This window comes from Kordia sp. (assembly GCF_965283645.1).
Taxonomy (GTDB): domain Bacteria; phylum Bacteroidota; class Bacteroidia; order Flavobacteriales; family Flavobacteriaceae; genus Kordia.
In genome coordinates this window covers 5,496,452-5,515,930 of record NZ_CBDIPG010000001.1, presented here as the reverse complement: position 1 = coordinate 5,515,930, position 19,479 = coordinate 5,496,452, and the positions used below count along the sequence as shown (strand labels likewise).

Annotated in this window: 20 protein-coding genes; 7 read left to right on the top strand and 13 right to left on the bottom strand. The window is 33.6% G+C overall.

Annotation, left to right across the window (positions count from 1 at the left end; genetic code table 11):
* Positions 1-98: 98 nt before the first annotated feature.
* The 4 genes from ACQ654_RS24350 to ACQ654_RS24335 form a co-directional block, all read right to left on the bottom strand.
* Entirely contained in the window at positions 99-554 is a 456-nt protein-coding gene (locus ACQ654_RS24350; protein WP_430412943.1) for a hypothetical protein, read from the bottom strand.
* Positions 555-715: 161 nt separating this feature from the next.
* The gene (locus tag ACQ654_RS24345; protein WP_430412942.1) at positions 716-1,282 is read right to left on the bottom strand and encodes a hypothetical protein; all 567 of its coding nucleotides are present in this window, start codon (positions 1,280-1,282) and stop codon (positions 716-718) included.
* A 170-nt stretch (positions 1,283-1,452) separates the two neighbouring features.
* Positions 1,453-1,929, bottom strand: coding sequence for a DUF6155 family protein (locus ACQ654_RS24340; protein ID WP_430412941.1), 477 nt, complete (start codon positions 1,927-1,929; stop codon positions 1,453-1,455).
* Between the two features lie 142 nt (positions 1,930-2,071).
* Positions 2,072-3,358, bottom strand: a complete 1,287-nt coding sequence (locus ACQ654_RS24335) for a tyrosine-type recombinase/integrase (protein ID WP_430412940.1) — start codon at positions 3,356-3,358, stop codon at positions 2,072-2,074.
* Between the two features lie 147 nt (positions 3,359-3,505).
* Here ACQ654_RS24335 and thrS point away from each other — a divergent pair, with 147 nt between their 5' ends.
* The 4 genes from thrS to rplT all read left to right on the top strand — a co-directional run bounded on the left by thrS (position 3,506) and on the right by rplT (position 6,724).
* Entirely contained in the window at positions 3,506-5,449 is a 1,944-nt protein-coding gene (thrS, locus tag ACQ654_RS24330; protein ID WP_430412939.1) for a threonine--tRNA ligase, read from the top strand.
* A gap of 59 nt (positions 5,450-5,508) precedes the next feature.
* Complete coding sequence (infC, locus tag ACQ654_RS24325) at positions 5,509-6,021, top strand: translation initiation factor IF-3 (RefSeq protein WP_430413052.1); 513 nt, start codon at positions 5,509-5,511, stop codon at positions 6,019-6,021.
* A gap of 36 nt (positions 6,022-6,057) precedes the next feature.
* Positions 6,058-6,255 (top strand): 50S ribosomal protein L35, encoded by a 198-nt coding sequence (rpmI, locus tag ACQ654_RS24320; RefSeq protein WP_430412938.1) that lies wholly within the window; start codon positions 6,058-6,060, stop codon positions 6,253-6,255.
* 124 nt (positions 6,256-6,379) lie between these two features.
* Positions 6,380-6,724: a 50S ribosomal protein L20 gene (gene rplT / locus ACQ654_RS24315; protein ID WP_430412937.1), complete on the top strand. Its 345-nt coding sequence runs from the start codon at positions 6,380-6,382 to the stop codon at positions 6,722-6,724.
* A gap of 171 nt (positions 6,725-6,895) precedes the next feature.
* On the opposite strand, the gene ACQ654_RS24310 is transcribed toward rplT, so the two are convergent.
* The 9 genes from ACQ654_RS24310 to ACQ654_RS24270 all read right to left on the bottom strand — a co-directional run bounded on the left by ACQ654_RS24310 (position 6,896) and on the right by ACQ654_RS24270 (position 16,378).
* Positions 6,896-7,129, bottom strand: coding sequence for a hypothetical protein (locus ACQ654_RS24310; RefSeq protein ID WP_430412936.1), 234 nt, complete (start codon positions 7,127-7,129; stop codon positions 6,896-6,898).
* Between the two features lie 461 nt (positions 7,130-7,590).
* Positions 7,591-8,862 carry an asparagine synthetase B gene (locus ACQ654_RS24305; protein ID WP_430412935.1) on the bottom strand — a complete coding sequence of 424 codons (1,272 nt, stop codon included), beginning with the start codon at positions 8,860-8,862 and terminating at the stop codon, positions 7,591-7,593.
* A gap of 138 nt (positions 8,863-9,000) precedes the next feature.
* Positions 9,001-10,551 (bottom strand): replicative DNA helicase, encoded by a 1,551-nt coding sequence (dnaB, locus tag ACQ654_RS24300; protein WP_430412934.1) that lies wholly within the window; start codon positions 10,549-10,551, stop codon positions 9,001-9,003.
* Positions 10,552-10,709: 158 nt separating this feature from the next.
* Positions 10,710-11,663: an acetyl-CoA carboxylase carboxyltransferase subunit alpha gene (locus ACQ654_RS24295; protein WP_430412933.1), complete on the bottom strand. Its 954-nt coding sequence runs from the start codon at positions 11,661-11,663 to the stop codon at positions 10,710-10,712.
* A gap of 51 nt (positions 11,664-11,714) precedes the next feature.
* Complete coding sequence (locus tag ACQ654_RS24290) at positions 11,715-12,626, bottom strand: DMT family transporter (RefSeq protein ID WP_430412932.1); 912 nt, start codon at positions 12,624-12,626, stop codon at positions 11,715-11,717.
* On the bottom strand, positions 12,613-13,692 hold the full coding sequence (locus tag ACQ654_RS24285; RefSeq protein WP_430412931.1) for an LptF/LptG family permease: 1,080 nt from the start codon (positions 13,690-13,692) through the stop codon (positions 12,613-12,615). The genes ACQ654_RS24290 and ACQ654_RS24285 overlap by 14 nt, the downstream gene beginning before the upstream one ends.
* Positions 13,693-13,698: 6 nt before the next feature.
* Positions 13,699-14,829 (bottom strand): tRNA guanosine(34) transglycosylase Tgt, encoded by a 1,131-nt coding sequence (gene tgt, locus ACQ654_RS24280; RefSeq protein WP_430412930.1) that lies wholly within the window; start codon positions 14,827-14,829, stop codon positions 13,699-13,701.
* A gap of 378 nt (positions 14,830-15,207) precedes the next feature.
* Complete coding sequence (locus ACQ654_RS24275) at positions 15,208-15,606, bottom strand: hypothetical protein (protein ID WP_430412929.1); 399 nt, start codon at positions 15,604-15,606, stop codon at positions 15,208-15,210.
* A gap of 412 nt (positions 15,607-16,018) precedes the next feature.
* On the bottom strand, positions 16,019-16,378 hold the full coding sequence (locus ACQ654_RS24270; RefSeq protein WP_430412928.1) for a TraR/DksA family transcriptional regulator: 360 nt from the start codon (positions 16,376-16,378) through the stop codon (positions 16,019-16,021).
* Between the two features lie 553 nt (positions 16,379-16,931).
* Between ACQ654_RS24270 and ACQ654_RS24265 the strand changes: the two genes are divergently transcribed.
* The 3 genes from ACQ654_RS24265 to ACQ654_RS24255 all read left to right on the top strand — a co-directional run bounded on the left by ACQ654_RS24265 (position 16,932) and on the right by ACQ654_RS24255 (position 19,435).
* The gene (locus tag ACQ654_RS24265; protein WP_430412927.1) at positions 16,932-17,777 is read left to right on the top strand and encodes a transketolase; all 846 of its coding nucleotides are present in this window, start codon (positions 16,932-16,934) and stop codon (positions 17,775-17,777) included.
* 68 nt (positions 17,778-17,845) lie between these two features.
* Positions 17,846-18,799, top strand: a complete 954-nt coding sequence (locus ACQ654_RS24260) for a transketolase family protein (protein ID WP_430412926.1) — start codon at positions 17,846-17,848, stop codon at positions 18,797-18,799.
* Positions 18,800-18,850: 51 nt separating this feature from the next.
* The gene (locus ACQ654_RS24255) at positions 18,851-19,435 is read left to right on the top strand and encodes an outer membrane beta-barrel protein (protein ID WP_430412925.1); all 585 of its coding nucleotides are present in this window, start codon (positions 18,851-18,853) and stop codon (positions 19,433-19,435) included.
* Positions 19,436-19,479 lie beyond the last annotated feature (44 nt).

The window sequence follows — 19,479 nt, the reverse complement described above, 5'->3', positions numbered from 1 at the left end:
ATTAAAAAATTTGGCGGACTTGCAAATATGTCTTAACTTCGATTAAGCAACTGATTAGCTATAAGCTATATACGTTGTTGTAAAACGTACTTTCCGCGTTATTTTGGTTCAATCAGATAGTCTTTGTCTTCCATTTCCGTCATCGCATCCCGCACGAAATCTTCAATTTGGTATTCACTTCCGTCTTCAAATTCCATTCCTTCACAATGTTCTTTTATAATTTCACAAATCCCAATATAATCAGTCGATATTTTTTCAGTTCTTATCAGTTTTAATTCGAGCGCATAAGTTGTTGTGTATTTATCGAATGGCACTCTGGTTTTTCGATTTGCAGACCAAATTAATCCGCTCGCAATTGTCAATCCAATTCCGTCAAGTGAGTCAAGTCCGTTTAATAATTCGTTATGATTTTCATTCAGCGGATATTTTGCGAAATAATTTTCAATTGGTTTTATTTGCGCTAAACAATTCCGTTTATGTTCTTGAGCATAAGGCATAACTGGCCATAAATTATCAAATAAATATAATATGTCCGATTTTGTAATTTTACTCACAATGTTTTTTTAGTATGTTTTACAACGTTGTTGTGTATGGTTAGTTGCGCGTTTAAGCAACTAATTTAGTAAACAAAAACAAACGCGAGAAAATTCCGAAGGAATTTTCCAAATAAGCAACGACCAAAGCAATTAATTATACACGGTGTTGCCAACAGTTTTTATTCGTTGTCGATTATTCGAAAGCTATGTTCCGCTTTTTTCTTAATCATTAATTTTCCAATGATATGGTTAAATTTTCCCTCAAATTCGATTTGGTAACCATCTGAATTATTAGGAATCAATTTTGATTTTCCTTTTACTTGTCCCATAATTCGGTCGCCTTTTTTGAATTCAGTTGCATTTAGTTCCAATTCATAATATTCCAGTTCCACCTCCAGCGTGTTTTTTCCATCATATTCTCCATAATCTGACCAAAGAGTGAGTCTAACCTTTGGTTTTTTCTTTTCGGTTAAGTCAATTTTTATCGCAGTTACGCTTGTTCCAACATTTCCGATTGTCACAATCAAGGAATCTGTTTTTCTGTTGTCAAGTGTACTGAATGCAAGATATTCAAAATCCGATTGAGTGATTTTCAATTCAGTCGAATCTATTTTTATTTCCGAATTAATTATGACTTCTTGAGCTGATAAATTCAGTCCAAATGTCAGAAGAATTAATATGTGTATCGTTTTTCTCAAATTGTTGGCAACGTCTCGTATAAGAAACGTAGGGCAGGTGATAAGCACTTTCGTTTCGGTTTATTACTTAGCTAAATATAAATATTTTGCTTTTATCTTTTCTACTATAAACGCCAAATTTTATATTTAGCGGACTTTGTTAATAAACCCAGACCTTTCGGTTAAGCCACAAATGCCCTATGTTTTTTATACACTGTTAGCAGCTGGCTTTATTCCATCTAATATTCAAGTTCTATTCCGAATTCACTTGCTTTATTAGACAAACTTTTAATTAGCTCAAAATACTTTTCCTCAAAACCCTGTTTATGAATTCCGCTTATTGCATTATCAAACATTTTCCCCATTGCGAGGTAATAACTCTCGTCCGAATATCCAAAATCGTCAATAATTTTTAAGCAACAGCTTACGTAATGTAATTCCAACTCAATATTCAGTTCAGTAATATTCATTTTGCGAACTGTGCGAATTATTTTTCGAGCTTCAGTTTCGCGTAAATCCATATTTCTCCCATTTGGATAAATATATCTTTCAATTTCTTTTTTATATTTTTCTGCTAGTTTTTTAATATCACCTGTTGAGAATATTTCTAAGTAGTTTTTTGCATCAGGGACTTTTTTATACATCTCCAAAATCAGCTTAATGATTTCAGTTTTGTCCATTCGGTTTAATTCCTTTTTTAATTCTCTAAGCGCCATTTTTAGCTCTAATAATCTTATTTTTTCAGCTTGTTGCTAACGTATGTATATACGGAACTTTTACTAAAAGTTCCTGTTATTTCTCTTATAACCAAACCTATTTTATTTTCTAGAATTAGTTATTTTTAAAGTTATATGAATCTTAATTAAAATCAAAATCATCTAACGGGTTTTTTATGTTTTCTATACCTGTATGTGTAATATGCGTATAGATTTCGGTTGTTTTGGAACTTTGATGTCCTAATATATATTGTATGTAGCGTAAACTAATCCCTTTTTCAAGTAAATGTGTGGCAAAACTGTGTCGTAGTGTATGTGGTGTAACTTTTTTAGTTATTCTAGCAGCGAGACAATATTTAGTTAGAAACTTTCGGATGCTAGAAGCTGTATATTTTCCTCCTTTTTGACCTTCTACTAGATATTCTTCTGGAACATATTTTTTGCAATAAATTACGATTAACTTCATAGTTCTTTCAGCGATAGTAACATAACGATCTTTTTTTCCTTTACCAGCCACGATATGTATTTTCTTTTGCTCTAAATCTATGGATGATAACTTTAAATTAATAAGTTCGCTTACCCTGAGTCCACAACTATAAATTACGGTTAATGTGGTTTTATGTTTTAAATTAGAAACTGTTTTAAGTAATGAAATAGTCTCTTTTTGTGATAAAACGATTGCTAATGGTTTACTTTTTTTTGGACGATCTATAAAATAAGTATGCTGCTTTCCTCCTAATACTTTTTCATAATAAAACTTTATCGCATTGATCATTTGATTTTGATAAGATTCACTAATTTCTCTTTCTTGAATTAAATACCTTAAATATGATTTAATCATTTCATTTGTAATCTCCTGAGGTTGATAGGCATAATGGTACGTGAAGAATATGGACAAAAAATTTGAATATATTTTGATTGTAGAGTTACTATACCGCAGTGCTTTTAATTTATCGATAGCGCTACTAGGACATTTTCGGTGGTGTTCTTCTAATATATTTGACTTTACAGATTCCTTAGGTTTTGTTTTTCTTTTGTCTACATAGTCAATCAGAAAATAATCCTTCAACAGTGATTCTAATTTATCAACATTCGTTTCTGTATATGGGATTGTCCAATGTTTGTATGTTGTATTGTAATGATAATAGCTTAGTGATTTTATATATTCTATGCCTTTTTGTGTAGGATGACAAGTAATACGTAACCTATTTCCTTTTAATATTAGAAAAGTGATCTTTTTTTTTGATTGTCTTGCAATAGACTTTAAAAACGTTTTGACTTGTTCATTTTTAGGAAACAGCCACTGTTTGTATGTATTTGACCACTTAGAAAGAATATGATTTTTTATGAGTACACTTCTTTCATCATTTTTAGGGATTGCTACACCATACCAATGTTTATTTCTGTAAAAAATCTCTATTACTTTCATGCAAAGTTCCTGTTATCATACCAAATAGGAGGAATATACGGAAGTTTTGTTTTCAACTTTTGATTATATTTTTTGAATATAGTATACATATATATTGTACAGGTTTTTGGTTCGTATTATCTTTGCTAGCTTAATATTTATTTTTGTATGATAAAAATTACATTGCCAGACGGCTCAGTTAGAGAATTTGATTCGGGCGCAACTCCAATGGATGTTGCCAAGAATATTAGTGAAGGTTTTGCACGAAATGTCATTTCCGCAAAGTTTAATGGTGTTGTTTTAGAAACCACTACTCCACTTACACAAGATGGAGACCTTGTTTTGTATACCTGGAGAGACGACGAAGGAAAGAAAGCTTTTTGGCATTCTTCCGCACATATTTTAGCACAAGCTATTTTGGAATTGTATCCAAATGCAAAGTTGTGGGTTGGTCCAGCTATTGATAATGGTTTCTATTATGATGTTGATATGGGCGAAACCACCATTACCGATAAGGACTTTAAGACAATTGAAGATAAAATGCTTGATATTGCAAGAGGAAAGCACGATTTTACGATGCGCTCTGCAACGAAAGAAGAAGCATTGGCTTATTATAAGGATAGAAATGATTATAAGGTAGAACTTGTTGAAGGATTAGAAGACGGAACGATTACTTTTTGCGATCATGATACGTTTACAGATTTATGCCGTGGTGGACATATTCCAAATACAGGAATTGTGAAAGCCGTGAAAATTATGAGTGTTGCCGGTGCTTATTATAAAGGTGATGAGAATAATAAACAGTTGACACGTATTTACGGAACTTCTTTTCCTAAACAAAAGGATTTGAAAGAGTACTTACATTTATTGGAAGAAGCTAAGAAACGTGATCATAGAAAACTTGGGAAGGAACTTGAGTTGTTTACTTTTTCACAAAAAGTTGGTCAAGGATTACCGTTGTGGTTGCCAAAAGGAGCTGCTTTACGTGGTCAGTTAGAAGCTTTTCTTAAGAAAGCACAACAGAAAGCTGGTTATGAAATGGTAATTTCCCCGCATATTGGACAGAAAGAGCTATATGTAACTTCAGGACATTACGCAAAGTATGGAGCCGACAGTTTTCAAGCAATTACAACGCCAAAAGAAGATGAAGAGTTTTTGTTGAAACCAATGAACTGTCCGCATCACTGTGAAATTTACAATGCAAAACCATTTAGTTATAAAGATTTACCAAAACGTTTTGCAGAATTCGGAACTGTTTATCGTTATGAACAAAGTGGAGAGTTACATGGATTGACTCGTGTTCGAGGATTTACACAAGATGATGCACATATTTTTTGTACACCTGACCAATTAGATCAAGAGTTTAAAAATGTGATTGACTTGGTAATGTATGTTTTTGGTTCGTTAGGATTTGATAATTTCACAGCACAGGTTTCATTACGTGATCCTGAGAAGCCAGAAAAGTATATTGGATCAGATGAAAATTGGGAAAAAGCAGAAAATGCTATCATAAATGCCGCAAAAGAGAAAGAATTAAACTATATTATAGAATATGGTGAAGCTGCTTTTTATGGACCGAAATTAGATTTTATGGTAAAAGATGCACTTGGAAGAAGCTGGCAATTGGGAACAATTCAGGTTGATTATAATTTACCCGAGCGTTTCGACCTGACATATAAAGGAAGTGATAATGAGCTACATAGACCAGTTATGATTCACCGTGCACCGTTTGGAAGTATGGAACGATTCATTGCAATTTTACTAGAACATACAGGCGGAAATTTCCCATTATGGTTGATGACTGAACAAGTAAATATTTTACCTGTCAGTGAAAAATATGAGAATTACGGGAAAAAAGTTTTAAATTTGTTAGAAAATCACGAAATTCGCGCCCAAATAGATAACAGAAACGAAACTGTTGGGAAGAAGATTAGAGAAGCAGAAATGAGCAAAGTGCCGTTTATGCTGATCATTGGAGAGCAGGAAGAGAAAGATGGCACAGTTTCTGTACGAAGACATGGAGTTGGCGATATTGGAACTTTAACGATGGAAGCATTTGCAGAAATGGTTAAAGAAGAAATAAATAATAGCTTGAAACCATTTAATGTTTAACTTAAAATTTTAGAACCATAGCAATACGAAGAAAAAGAAGTAGAGCTCCTAGACGAGAAATCAAGGAAGATCCACACAGAATTAACAGAAAAATCAATGCTCCTGAAGTTAGGCTTGTAGGAGACAATGTAGAAATTGGTGTTTACCCAACAAGAAAAGCACTTGCCATAGCAGAAGAACAAGAATTAGATTTGGTGGAAATTTCACCTAAAGCTAATCCACCTGTTTGTAAAGTAATGGATTACAAGAAATTCCTTTACGAACAGAAGAAACGTGAAAAATCATTAAAAGCGAAGGCGACGAAAGTAACTGTTAAGGAGATTCGTTTTGGTCCGCAAACTGATGATCACGATTATGAGTTCAAAAAGAAGCATGCTGAAAAGTTCCTACGAGAAGGATCAAAATTAAAGGCATATGTTTTCTTCAAGGGGCGTTCAATTATCTATAAAGATCAAGGTCAAATCTTACTGTTAAGATTAGCACAAGAACTAGAAGAACTAGGGAAAGTGGAACAAATGCCAAAATTAGAAGGAAAGCGAATGATTATGTTCATCGCACCAAAAAAGAAATAAAAATAATAAGCGAAGTATTAAAACAACTTAGGAATTATGCCTAAAATGAAAACAAAATCCAGCGCAAAGAAGCGTTTTAAGCTTACTGGAACTGGTAAAATTAAAAGAAAGCACGCTTTCAAAAGTCACATCTTAACTAAGAAGTCTAAGAAGCGTAAGCTAGCGTTAACTCACAGTGCTTTAGTGCATGATAGTGATGTTAATAGTATTAAAGAACAATTACGTTTAAAGTAATCCGTTCTTTCGGTTAAAAACAAATTTATAAACCCTGGAGTTAGGCTCTAACAAAAGAATTCAAAATTCTGAATTATAAATTCTAAATTATTGAGTCGCCTACTACAAAAACACATTTAAAAGTATGCCAAGATCAGTAAACGCGGTTGCTCGTAGAGCCCGAAGAAAAAAGGTATTAAAACAAGCCAAAGGTTACTTTGGAAGACGTAAAAACGTTTGGACAGTTGCAAAGAATGCGGTTGACAAAGCTATGAGTTACTCATACAGAGACCGTAGAAACAAGAAAAGAACATTCCGTGCATTATGGATAACTCGTATTAATGCGGGAGCTAGACTAAATGGATTGTCTTATTCTAAGTTTATGGGGAAAGTTAAAGCTAATGACATCGAATTAAACCGTAAGGTTTTAGCTGATTTAGCTATGAATCATCCAGAAGCTTTTAAAGCAATTGTTGATAAAGTAAAGTAAATCGTCAAATAATAATATATATTTCGCTTATAAAAAATCCAACTCACATGAGTTGGATTTTTTTTATACATCAATCAATATTTTTTTTTAATTTGTTCAACCGCTATTAGGCAATACAATAAAAATAAGTCAGGATTTTTACATCTATTATATTCCTAATGAATTGAAATACTACACGCAGTCTCTACATGTTTGGAATACTGTTTGCGTAACGCAGGTTCGCACAATACTTATTCCACAGGTTTTCTGTAGCGTTTCAAAACAAATATTGACACCATTTAAATCAAGTGTTCGAATACATTCATTGAATGAATTGTCAATATCTCCTCCTTTCATGTTTAAAAGATCAAGCTTTGATATGACCTTTTTGTTTAATGATAAATGCTTTAATTTGCTTTTTTTCATATAATCTGATTTTAATTAATAATGAAACAAAGCAACCTATAAATTGTGAGAATTAAAACAGAAGCTACCCTAAATTGACTGATTTATGCACCTCTAAATACATAGAATTTTAAATAAAAAAAAACGAACCGAAGTTCGTTTAAGGTGCTGTTTTATAATTACTTATACGTAATTATTTTCGCCATTTCCACAAATCATCCGTAGCTGTAAAGCCGCCCATAATAGAGCTTGATGTTGAGATGGCAAACTGTTTAAATTTTTCTAACATAGTTACGTGTTTTTAAATTAATAATGAACTAAAGCTACTTATTACAACTGACACATGCTAAAGATGCTTCCTTAAATTGACTAATTTGTGTACACAAAAAATATTTAAGTTATTAATTTGACGAGAATTCACTCAATGTGAAGATTTGTGAAATTTCAGAAAGGAGAAAACGTATTTTATAAACCAAAAAAAATCAAGTCTTCTGCTTCTTCTTTTTTGCCGCAGGAAAGAGAATGTTGTTTAAGATCAATCGATAGCCTGGAGAATTTGGATGCAGTTCTAATTCCGTTTTTGGATCTCCTACTCTATGCTGATAATCTTCAGGATCGTGTCCGCCATAAAATGTAAAGAAACCTTTTCCTTTGATTCCGTGAATGTATCTGCCTTCACCATTTGTTCTGTTTTCACCTAAAATTAATACTGATGGTTTTATCTGAGAGCGATCAAAACTTGTCGTTTGTCCCATGAAACCTTTTACCAAAGCAGTATGATTTTGACATAACATGGTTGGAATTGGATCCCATTTTGCCGAAAAATCCATAAGCGTGAAGTAATCTGCATCTTTAGCAATTCGGCGTTTAGCAGTCATATCAATAGATGAAAATTCATATTTTGTTGAACTTCTTTCTAATTCAAAGTCTGTAAATGCGAATGTTTTACTGAAATCAATTTTGTTTTGATAATTTCTATCCGACACATCTCCATCAAACATTGGCTCACAAATGTCTACACCTTCTGCGGCAAGCGCAATGTCAAAACTATCCGTTGCGCTACACATGGCAAACATAAATCCGCCACCAATTACATAATCTCGAATTTTTAATGCAACATCACGTTTTTCTTCTGATACTTTGTCATATCCAAGTTTTTTGGCGAGTTCTTCAGCCGCTTTCTTTTCACGAATATACCAAGGAGCCGAACGATACATTCCATAAAATTTACCATATTGCCCTGTAAAATCTTCATGATGCAAGTGCAACCAATCATATTGAACCAAGCCATCTGCCAACACTTCTTCATCATATACAACTTCATACGGAATTTCGGCATACGTTAACACCATTGTTACTGCATCGTCCCAAGGAACATTTCCTTTCGGAGAATATACTGCAACTTTTGGCGCTTTTTCCAAAATAACCGCTTCTTGATTTTTACTTGGACTTGCTATTTCCGCTAACATTGCGGCCGTTTTAGAATCTGAAAGTATTTCATACGAAACACCTCTAATTTTACATTCTTTCTCAACAGCGTCAATTGCTGGCAATAAAAATGATCCGCCACGATAGTTGAGCAACCATTTTACTTTGATCTTTTTTTCAAGCGACCAATAGGTAATTCCATATGCTTTTAGATGATCTTTTTGAGAATCTACATCCATTGGAATAAGAATGTATGATGCGTAGCTACTTACTGAAAACAGTAAAAGTACAACGAGTATGATACGATTTTTTACTTTCAATTGCATTGTCATTTTATACAAGGGAAAGATACGCAAAAATTACACCTATGTGAAAAATTTTATGGTTTCTATAACAAATAAAAGATGTTAGACCGCTTACGCTGAAAGAATAAAGACTTGATCGTATTTATTATGTTTTACATATTAAAATGGAACTTCGTTATCATCTGGATTGAAATCGTCATTCATAGAACTTCCAAACGCTTCATCTGCACTTGGTAAATTTCCTGTTTTAAAGGTGTCGTCATTAGCGGCATCGTTCATTTTTGAATGAAATTCAAATGGCGAATCAAACGTTTCTAAGTTGTCAAACTTACCTAAATGTCCAATAAATTTTAATCGAATGTTATCCAAACCACCATTTCTGTGTTTTGCGACAATAAATTCTGCTTGCCCATCAGTTGGTGAACGTTCTTCATCATCCCATTCTTCAATTTTATAGTATTCTGGACGGTAAATAAATGATACAATATCCGCATCTTGCTCAATTGCTCCAGATTCACGTAAATCGGATAATAACGGTCGTTTGCTTCCTCCACGTGTTTCTACCGCACGAGATAATTGTGATAAGGCAATTACAGGTACGTTTAATTCTTTTGCCAATGCTTTTAAGTTACGCGAAATGGTAGATATTTCCTGTTCACGGTTTCCTCCTTTTTGACTTCCACCTGCCGTCATTAACTGCAAGTAATCAATCATAATCATTTTTATTCCGTGTTGCGACGCCAAACGACGTGCTTTAGCTCGTAAATCGAAAATAGAAAGTGACGGTGTATCATCAATAAATAATGGTGCTTTTTCTAGCCCTTTTACTTTCACGTTTAGTTGCTCCCATTCATGTTTGGCTAGTTTTCCAGTTCGAAGTTTTTCTGATGATAAACCTGTTTCTGATGATATTAAACGTGTGATTAATTGTACAGAAGCCATCTCTAACGAGAAAAACGCTACTGGAATATTTTGATCAACAGCAATGTTTCGTGCCATTGATAAGGTTAAGGCCGTTTTTCCCATACCAGGACGTGCCGCAACAATAATTAAATCACTTGGTTGCCATCCTGAAGTTAGTTTGTCTAATTGGGTAAATCCTGTTGGAATACCACTTAACCCTTCTTTATTAGAAATTTCTTCAATTTTTTTCTTTGCTTGAATTACCAAACTCTGCGCAGTTTCTGAAGATTTTTTAATGTTTCCCTGCGTTACTTCATACAAACGTGATTCTGCTTTGTCTAATAAGCTAAATACATCTGTTGTTTCATCATATGCATCTTCAATAATTTCGTTGGAAATTTTTATCAAACTACGCTGAATGAATTTCTGTAAAATGATACGTGCATGAAATTCAATATGTGCAGACGATGATACTTTTTGCGTAAGTGATATTAAATAGAAATCGCCACCAACAACATCGAGCTTAGTGTTTTTACGTAATTGAGAGGAAACTGTTAATAAGTCAATTGGTTCCGAATTTTCGAATAATTGAAAAATTGCTTCAAAAACAAATTTATTCGCTTCTTTATAGAAAGCATCTGGACTTAGGATATCAATTACTTCATCCACACCTTTTTTATCTATCATCATTGCACCAAGTACAACTTCTTCTAAATCGATGGCTTGTGGAGGCAATTTTCCTTTCTCAAGACTTATTAAATTGCTTTTATCAGTTTTATATTTTTGGTTAGGGTTTACATTTTCCATGACTGCGAAAGTAGGTATTACTTTTACGTATGCGAGTTAAATTAACGTTTGAAACGTTAACGTACGATTGTTAATAAGTTACGATTTTTTGTTGATAAGCGGAAAAAAAATCCGAAGCGTTAACTTCGGATTTCCGTATTTCCTTCTGTAGTATAGGTTTATCCTTTAAATTCTCCCATTTTTGAATATTTATCCATGCGAGAACTTACCAAATCTACTTGTGATAAGTTTTTTAGTTTGTCATAATTTGCAACAATGGCATCTCTGACAGCAATAAAAGTTCCTTCTCTATCAGTATGCGCTCCACCAAGTGGTTCTTTGATGATAGCATCAATTACTTTAATTTTCATTGCATCTGTTGCTGTTAGTTTTAACGCATCAGCGGCTTTTTCTTTGTGTTCCCAACTACGCCATAAAATTGACGAACAGTTTTCTGGAGATATTACAGAATACCATGAGTTTTCTAACATTAATACACTGTCTCCAACACCTATTCCTAATGCTCCACCAGAAGCTCCTTCACCAATAATTACTGTAATGATGGGCACTTTTAAGCGCGTCATTTCAAGAATGTTACGTGCAATTGCTTCTCCTTGCCCACGCTCTTCAGCTTCTAATCCTGGATATGCGCCTGGCGTATCAATTAGTGTTACTACAGGAATTCCAAATTTTTCTGCGGATTTCATTAAGCGCAATGCTTTACGATATCCTTCAGGATTTGCCATTCCGAAGTTTCTGTATTGACGCGTTTTGGTGTTGTATCCTTTTTGTTGACCAATAAACATGTATGATTGATCTCCAATTTTACCAAGTCCACCAATCATAGCTTTGTCATCTTGTACATTTCGATCGCCGTGCAATTCTAAAAATGAATCTCCACATAAAGCTTTGATATAATCTAGCGTATAAGGTCTGTTTGGATGTCGTGATAGTTGCACACGTTGCCAAGCTGTTAGATTTTTATAAATATCTTTTTTGGCAATTGCTAATTTTTTCTCGATTTGCTGACATGTTTCCGTGACATCAATATCACTTTCGTGTCCAATAGCGACACACTTTGTCAGTTGCTCTTCTAATTCTTTTATAGGTAGCTCAAAATCTAAATATTCCATGCTTTTGAGGGTATGTTTAGTTGTTTCAGTTTACAAATATAAAACTTTAATTTAGGAAACGTCAATGCCAACATCGGATTTTCTTTTCCTTTTGTTTTTTATGACTCCATTTGCCAACACAGTTGCTACTACAAGCAAGCTTCCGTAATAAAATCCTGGCGTCATTTTTTCATCTATTGGAAATAATAATAGTGCTAGTACAATTCCGTATATTATTTCTAAATTATAGGTTAGTACCACTGTGTACGGGCTAATATAGTGCATAATATATGTTGATGCAATAAAAGCATATGCCGTACAGATAGAAGCAAGAATACTTATATATATCCAATCGTTTGTACTTAATAGGAAAAAGTCTTCTTTTCTAAAACCGTCAGTTGCAAATATAAGGTAGATTGATATAAATACAACACCGCATATAAATTCGTAGAAAGAAATAGTTGTAGCATTGTGATTTTCTAAAAATTTACCATTTAAGACTGCAAATAATGAGGATAGAAATGCAGAAATAACACCCAAAACGATTCCGTTAATGTATTTGAATTCACTATTCATAATGATAGAAACACCAATTATAACAATGATTCCAAAGATAATTTCATACCAAATTATTTTACGTTTGTACACAATTGGCTCTATAAATGATGCAAAGAATGCACCTGTAGAAAACATAACCAACGTAATAGAAATGTTTGAAACATCAATGGCGGCAAAAAACGTAATCCAATGCAACGCCACCACAATTCCGGCAATGGCAAATTTTGAAAAGGTTTTTAGTGAAATTTTCAGTTTAGTTTTTGAAATTTTGATAAACCCAAACATGATGACACCAGCAATTATCATACGAAACCAGACTAATGGAATTGCTTTTATTGTGATTAGTTTTCCCAGAATTGCTGTAAATCCTGCAATGAAAACTAATAGATGTAGATGTAAATAGTTTTTAAGTTTATCGCCTAGCATTGTATAACAAATATAGCGCTAAAACCCCAAAGACAATATTAGGAACCCAAACGGCTAACATTGGAGAAAAACCTGATTTTTCAGCCATGGTTCCAAAAATTTTGTCAAAAAATATGTAGATGAACGCTATGGAAATACCAAAAGCTAAGTTTATTCCCATTCCTCCTCTACGTTTCATAGATGATACCGCTACTGCAATAATGGTTAAAATGAAAGCTGTTATTGGTAAGCTCCAACGTTTGTATTTTACAAGTAAATGCTTGCTCACATTAGGCGAACCTGCCAAACGTTCTTTTTTTATGAATTTATCTAATTGTTGATAGTTTAACGTTTCAGCCATGTACGTAACCGGCGTTAAATCTTCTACTTCAAAAGGAAAGATGGTGTCAACGCGTCTTTGACTTAATATACTATCATTCATAGCACCTATAAAACGTTTTTTGAAACCTCTTAATGTATATGTGCTATCTTCTACGTTGTATTTTATTGAACGTGCTTGTATTTTGTATTCCAACACATTGTCTTCAAAATGTTCTAAGGTAAAATTGTCGCCACGTTTTTGATCAAAATTAAATCCTTTCAAATATACAAAGTCGTTGTCAGATACTTGTTTGTATATATACGCATTGTCTCGTACTTTTTTACGATTCTTTTTTATGTATTCAAATCGAAATTCATTAAAACCTCTACTTGCATTTGGAACAATAAACATTCCCATCACAAAGGCAGTGACCGCTACTACGGAAGCCGCTATTAAGAATGGGCGCAAGAAACGTAAGTATGAAACACCTGAACTTAAGATGGCAATAATTTCCGTATCATTTGCCATTTTTGATGTAAACCAAATTACCGAAAGGAATAAGAATATTGGAAATAACAGATTGGCAAAGTATATGACAAAGTTTATGTAATACACTACAATAGCGCCACCAGGAGCTTCTGAAGCTAACATTTTGTCAATGTTTTCAGAAATATCAACCATGATTCCGATAGGAACAAAAAGCAACAACATTACAGAGAATGTTGATAGATATTTTTTAATTATATACCAATCTAATATTTTCATGTGCTATTATAGACGTTTATCCATTTGTTTAACCATCATATCTTTCCACGTTCTAAAATCTCCTGCTAAGATATGTTTTCTTGCTTCTCTTGTCAACCAAAGATAGAATCCTAAGTTGTGAATGGTTGCAATTTGTTTCCCAAGTAATTCATTTACAGAGAATAAGTGACGTAAATATGCTTTTGAATATTCTGTATCAACAAACGTAATGCCCATTTCATCAATTGCAGAAAAATCGTCTTCCCACTTTTTGTTTTTGATATTAATGCTTCCGTGTGCTGTAAATAACATTCCGTTACGTGCATTTCGAGTTGGCATTACACAATCGAACATATCCACACCCAACGCAATATTTTCTAAGATATTTATTGGTGTTCCAACGCCCATTAGATAACGAGGTTTGTCTTCTGGAAGAATTTCACATACAACATCTGTCATGGCATACATTTCTTCTGCAGGTTCTCCAACAGATAATCCTCCAATGGCGTTTCCTACGGCTTCTCGCGAAGCGATAAATTCTGCCGATTGCTTTCGTAAGTCTTTGTAGGTACTTCCTTGTACTATTGGGAAAAATGCTTGACTGTAATCGTATTTGAAAGGTAATTTGTCTAAATGACTGATACATCTATCCAACCAACGATGCGTCATGTGCATGGAACGTTTTGCATACTTGTAATCACATGGGTACGGCGTACATTCGTCAAAAGCCATAATAATATCAGCTCCGATTGTACGTTGAATTTCCATTACATTTTCAGGTGTAAAGAAATGGTATGAACCATCAATATGTGATTTGAATTTTACGCCTTCTTCTTTTATTTTTCGGTTAGCCGAAAGTGAATATACTTGATAACCACCAGAATCGGTTAAAATGTTACGATCCCAATTCATGAATTTGTGCAATCCACCAGCTTTTTCAAGAATTTCTGTTTGTGGACGTAAGTATAAATGATAGGTATTTCCTAAAATAATATCTGGATTGATGTCTTCTTTCAACTCACGTTGATGTACTCCTTTTACGGTTCCAACCGTTCCAACAGGCATAAAAATAGGCGTTTCAATCGTTCCGTGATCTGTAGTTATCACTCCTGCTCTCGCCTTGCTTGCCGCGTCTTTTCCTTTTAAATCAAATTTCATGTATGTATGCTATTACCTACTATTGTATCATTTGAGCACGCAAAATTTTATTCGGCTACAGCCAGATTTCACTTTTACAAACTCTTATAGCGGCATGATCAGTTGGCAAATATAAGTAAGATTGATTGATCATTTTGCTAATAAAAAATTAAAATTTGGGATTGTGGGAATGATTTCAGTTTTTGACTGATTTTTTTCAAGTTTTTCTAAATAGAACTTCATCACACTGTTAGACAGTTATTGTCGTTTTGTAAGTGATTTTCGTTTTTTTAGCAACTATTCCAAAGTTTAATTTTTCAACATAGCTACACATACATAGCAAGTACGCTATGTATGTTCAACTATATTAAATATATTTTATAATTGTATATATTCCGCTTACTCTAAGTTTTCCCAAGCGGTAACATCATTTTGTTTGATTTGTAGAATACCGTATAAGATTGCAACACCAACCAATCCGAATAAAGATTGCCCAATTCCTAAGCCAATACTAATATTGATGAAAAGTACAACAATACTTGTTCCGAGAAATCCCCAGAACCCAATTTTTTTCCACTGAAGTAATAGTACTGCAAAAATTACATTTCCTACTCCTAATAATCCTAAAATGACTAAGATTGAGGTTGCAACTCCAGGTAGATTTTCAGTAATCATACCGCCGCCAAGAAGATATAACAGAGCCATCAATGAATTTGCAATAATTATGAATACCAACCAAGCGGTTACACATCCATGTCTTTGTTTCTCATAGTTTGAATTGTCATTAAAATTTTCCATAATTTAATTTGATTTCTTTAGTTGTTAGTATTGGTAATTTTTTTTGGCTTTAATTTGCTTGTTTACTATAGGTTTTTAATTTTTGGGAGATTTTTCAAAGAATGAATATAAGAATTTTTTACTTTTGTTCAAGATCATTAATTACTTTTTTATTTCATTTGAGTGTGCTAATTTTTATTTAGCTACAGCCAACTATTACTTTTACAAACACTTAAAATAGCATGATTGGTTGGAAACTGTTAGTAAGATGCTAGAACATTTTACGAACCAACTATTAAAATTTATGATTGTGGGACGTTTTTAGTTTTTGAGTAAAGTTACGCTTAGAATACTTGTGTAAACCCAAAAATTTGAGTGTACGTTTTGAATGGTACAAGCTAATTATCAGCTAATTACTTTCTTTCAGATTGAATTATTTGTGTGGAATATCGAAGCGTGCAGTTGGTCGTGCCATTAATCTTTCTTCACGAATCAGCGCGCCTGTTCTGTCACAAATGCCGTATGTTTTGTCTTCAATTCGTCTTAAAGCAGCTTTCAACTCTCTCGATTTGTGTTGCAAACGATTGATCAATTTTTTGTTTTTTGCTTGTTGCTGAAAGTGTTTGCTATTTTGATTGAAATCAACATTGGTATTTGCTAAATGCTGTTTTTGCGATTTCCGATCTGCAAGAAATCTAGTGAGTTCTTTATCTGTTTGTTTTAGTTGATCTTCTATAATAGTTTTGAATTTTTCAAGCTTTTCCTGACTGTATTGTATAGATTTTTTTGACATTTGATGTTATTTTATAAACGGAATCTGTTTGTATTTAACTTCTCCGAGATTTGACTTTTTGGGTATAAACTCAAAGGTAGCCTTTTTAGTTTAGTGCGGAATGGTTTTGAATAATTTAATCGGCAGAGCGTGTTTCTTAGGAGATTTTCTTTGAGAATGAATTATAGGAAACCTTTTTGCCTTCATCCAAATTATTTGTTTTTCTTGAGTTCAGTGCTTAACGAAGCAATTGACAATTATTTTATTTCCTTTCAAAACTTCTCATCAAAACAAGTACTATTGGTATTTATATTTTTAAAGAAATAAAATCTATATGTATAAAACATCATACTTTTTTTTAGTAAAGATTATATAACTCGCTACAAAATTTTCAATAAGCTCTATTTCAAGTTCTACTCAGCACTTTCGACCTTCATTTTCAAATAATTACATTCAACAACTCACTTCCAACCTTATTCACATCATTTCGTTAATAAAAGCCTTCAAAGTTCTTTTGTTTACGCCGTTTTATAGCTTACTTTTGACGCTGTAAAAAACTACTAACAAATACACAATGTCTGATAACAATTCATTAGAAAATTTAGTAACTCAAGTGCGTAGAGACATCTTGAGAATGGTACACAAAGTAAATTCTGGACATCCAGGTGGTTCTTTAGGCTGTGCTGAATTTTTAGCAACTCTATTTAATGATACCATGAAACTGAAAGATGGTTTCGATATGGACGGAAAGGAAGAAGATGTTTTCTTTTTGTCAAACGGTCACATTTCTCCCGTAATCTATAGTGTGTTGGCACGAAGAGGTTATTTCCCTGTAGATGAATTAAACACGTTTCGTTTGTTAGATTCTCGTCTACAAGGACATCCAACTACACATGAAGGTTTACCCGGAATTCGCATAGCTTCTGGTTCGTTAGGACAAGGAATGTCAGTTGCTATCGGAACAGCATTGACAAAAAAGCTGAACGGAGATAACAACTTGGTATTTTCTTTACATGGTGATGGAGAATTACAAGAAGGTCAAATTTGGGAAGCTGCTATGTATGCCGCTGGAAATAATGTTGATAATTATATTGCTACAGTTGATTATAACAAAAAGCAAATTGATGGAGCTACTGATGATGTACTTCCATTAGGATCGCTTTCTGCGAAGTTTGAAGCTTTTGGTTGGGACGTTTTAGAAATTACAGACGGAAACAATATTCAAGCTATTAAAGATGGAATGGCGGAAGCAATAGCCAGCACTGGAAAAGGAAAACCTGTCTGCGTATTGCTTCATACAGAAATGGGGAATGGTGTTGATTTTATGATGAACACACACGCTTGGCACGGAAAAGCTCCAAGTGATGAGCAGTTGGAAAGTGCATTAGCGCAAAACCCAGAAACTTTAGGAGATTATTAAATTCTAAAATTTCTAAAAACTAAGTTTAATCAAAAGGAGATACTCGATTTCTCGAGCATAAAATAAATATGAAAAAATATACAAATACAGGAAGTAAAGATACACGATCAGGTTTTGGAGATGGACTAACAGAACTTGGTAAAACGAACGAAAATGTAGTTGCATTGTGTGCAGATTTGACAGGTTCTTTAAAGATGAATGATTTTAAAGATAATCACCCAGAACGTTTTTTCCAGATTGGAATTGCAGAAGCAAATATGATCGGAATTGCTGCAGGAATGACTATTGGTGGAAAGATTCCGTTTACAGGAACATTCGCAAACTTTTCTACAGGACGTGTATATGACCAAATTCGTCAATCAGTTGCGTATTCTGATAAGAATGTGAAAATTTGTGCTTCACATGCAGGAATTACATTAGGAGAAGATGGTGCAACACACCAAATTTTAGAAGATATCGGTTTGATGAAAATGTTACCGGGCATGACAGTAATTAATACCTGTGACTACAACCAAACAAAAGCGGCTACGTTAGCAATTGCTGACTATCACGGGCCTGTATATTTACGTTTTGGACGTCCGAAAGTAGCAAACTTCACTCCTGCTGATCAAAAGTTTGAGATTGGGAAAGCTGTTCAATTAACAGAAGGAACTGATGTAACTATTATTGCTACTGGACATTTAGTTTGGGAAGCGTTACAAGCCGCTGAAACGTTAGAAGCGGAAGGAATCGCAGCTGAAGTAATCAACATTCACACTATAAAACCATTGGACGAAGAAGCAATTTTGACTTCTGTTGCTAAAACTGGTTGCGTTGTAACTGCCGAAGAACATAACTTTTTAGGTGGTTTGGGAGAAAGTGTGGCACGTACATTAGCACTAAACACGCCAGCTCCGCAAGAATTTGTTGCAACACAAGATACATTTGGAGAATCTGGAACACCAGCACAATTAATGGAAAAGTATGGTTTAAATGCGGCTTCTATTGTAAAAGCTTCGCAAAAAGTAGTTAAAAGAAAGTAATAGAATTCGATTATAATCGTTTCTAGAAGTATAACATTAAACATTAAAATCATGAAAAACAACCTATTATGTTTGGTATTTCTGTTTGTTTCAGCAAGTTGCTTTGCGCAATTTGGTGTAAAAGCAGGATTAAACTTCAACTCTAACGGAGAATTAAGAGAAGTTGTAACCGTTGGTGAAAATATTATTGAAGAAAGTGGAGACGCCAAAGTTGGGTATCACTTTGGAGCGTATTACAATATTGATTTAGGCAAATTATACCTACGTCCTGAAGTTGTGTACACAAAAACAAAAAGTGAATACCAATCGAATGCATATGATATGTCTAAAATTGATGTTCCTGTATTGTTAGGATTAGATGTAATTGGTCCTTTGAGTGTTTTTGCAGGACCTTCTTTTCAGTATACGTTAGATAACGATTTTGAAAATGCTACCATTTCTGATGTTGAGAATGACATTACAGTTGGCTTCAATTTTGGTGCAATGGTAAAGATTGGAAATATTGGACTAGATGTACGTTATGAAAGAGGTTTTACAGAAAACGAAGCGAATATTTTAGATAGCAATAATGTTCAAATTGGAACGTTGGATTCAAGACCAAGTCAAATTATTTTTAGTCTTTCTTTAAAATTATAAAGAAAAAAATAACAGTATAAAAAAAGCACTTCTATTCAGTTAGA

Excerpts from the sequence above, each read along its gene's own strand:
- ACQ654_RS24340 (WP_430412941.1), bottom strand. The coding sequence starts at position 1,929 with ATGGCGCTTAGAGAATTAAAAAAGGAATTAAACCGAATGGACAAAACT.
- ACQ654_RS24335 (WP_430412940.1), bottom strand. The coding sequence starts at position 3,358 with ATGAAAGTAATAGAGATTTTTTACAGAAATAAACATTGGTATGGTGTA.
- thrS (WP_430412939.1), top strand. The coding sequence starts at position 3,506 with ATGATAAAAATTACATTGCCAGACGGCTCAGTTAGAGAATTTGATTCG.
- rpmI (WP_430412938.1), top strand. The coding sequence starts at position 6,058 with ATGCCTAAAATGAAAACAAAATCCAGCGCAAAGAAGCGTTTTAAGCTT.
- rplT (WP_430412937.1), top strand. The coding sequence starts at position 6,380 with ATGCCAAGATCAGTAAACGCGGTTGCTCGTAGAGCCCGAAGAAAAAAG.
- ACQ654_RS24310 (WP_430412936.1), bottom strand. The coding sequence starts at position 7,129 with ATGAAAAAAAGCAAATTAAAGCATTTATCATTAAACAAAAAGGTCATA.
- ACQ654_RS24305 (WP_430412935.1), bottom strand. The coding sequence starts at position 8,862 with ATGCAATTGAAAGTAAAAAATCGTATCATACTCGTTGTACTTTTACTG.
- dnaB (WP_430412934.1), bottom strand. The coding sequence starts at position 10,551 with ATGGAAAATGTAAACCCTAACCAAAAATATAAAACTGATAAAAGCAAT.
- ACQ654_RS24295 (WP_430412933.1), bottom strand. The coding sequence starts at position 11,663 with ATGGAATATTTAGATTTTGAGCTACCTATAAAAGAATTAGAAGAGCAA.
- ACQ654_RS24290 (WP_430412932.1), bottom strand. The coding sequence starts at position 12,626 with ATGCTAGGCGATAAACTTAAAAACTATTTACATCTACATCTATTAGTT.
- ACQ654_RS24285 (WP_430412931.1), bottom strand. The coding sequence starts at position 13,692 with ATGAAAATATTAGATTGGTATATAATTAAAAAATATCTATCAACATTC.
- tgt (WP_430412930.1), bottom strand. The coding sequence starts at position 14,829 with ATGAAATTTGATTTAAAAGGAAAAGACGCGGCAAGCAAGGCGAGAGCA.
- ACQ654_RS24275 (WP_430412929.1), bottom strand. The coding sequence starts at position 15,606 with ATGGAAAATTTTAATGACAATTCAAACTATGAGAAACAAAGACATGGA.
- ACQ654_RS24270 (WP_430412928.1), bottom strand. The coding sequence starts at position 16,378 with ATGTCAAAAAAATCTATACAATACAGTCAGGAAAAGCTTGAAAAATTC.
- ACQ654_RS24265 (WP_430412927.1), top strand. The coding sequence starts at position 16,932 with ATGTCTGATAACAATTCATTAGAAAATTTAGTAACTCAAGTGCGTAGA.
- ACQ654_RS24260 (WP_430412926.1), top strand. The coding sequence starts at position 17,846 with ATGAAAAAATATACAAATACAGGAAGTAAAGATACACGATCAGGTTTT.
- ACQ654_RS24255 (WP_430412925.1), top strand. The coding sequence starts at position 18,851 with ATGAAAAACAACCTATTATGTTTGGTATTTCTGTTTGTTTCAGCAAGT.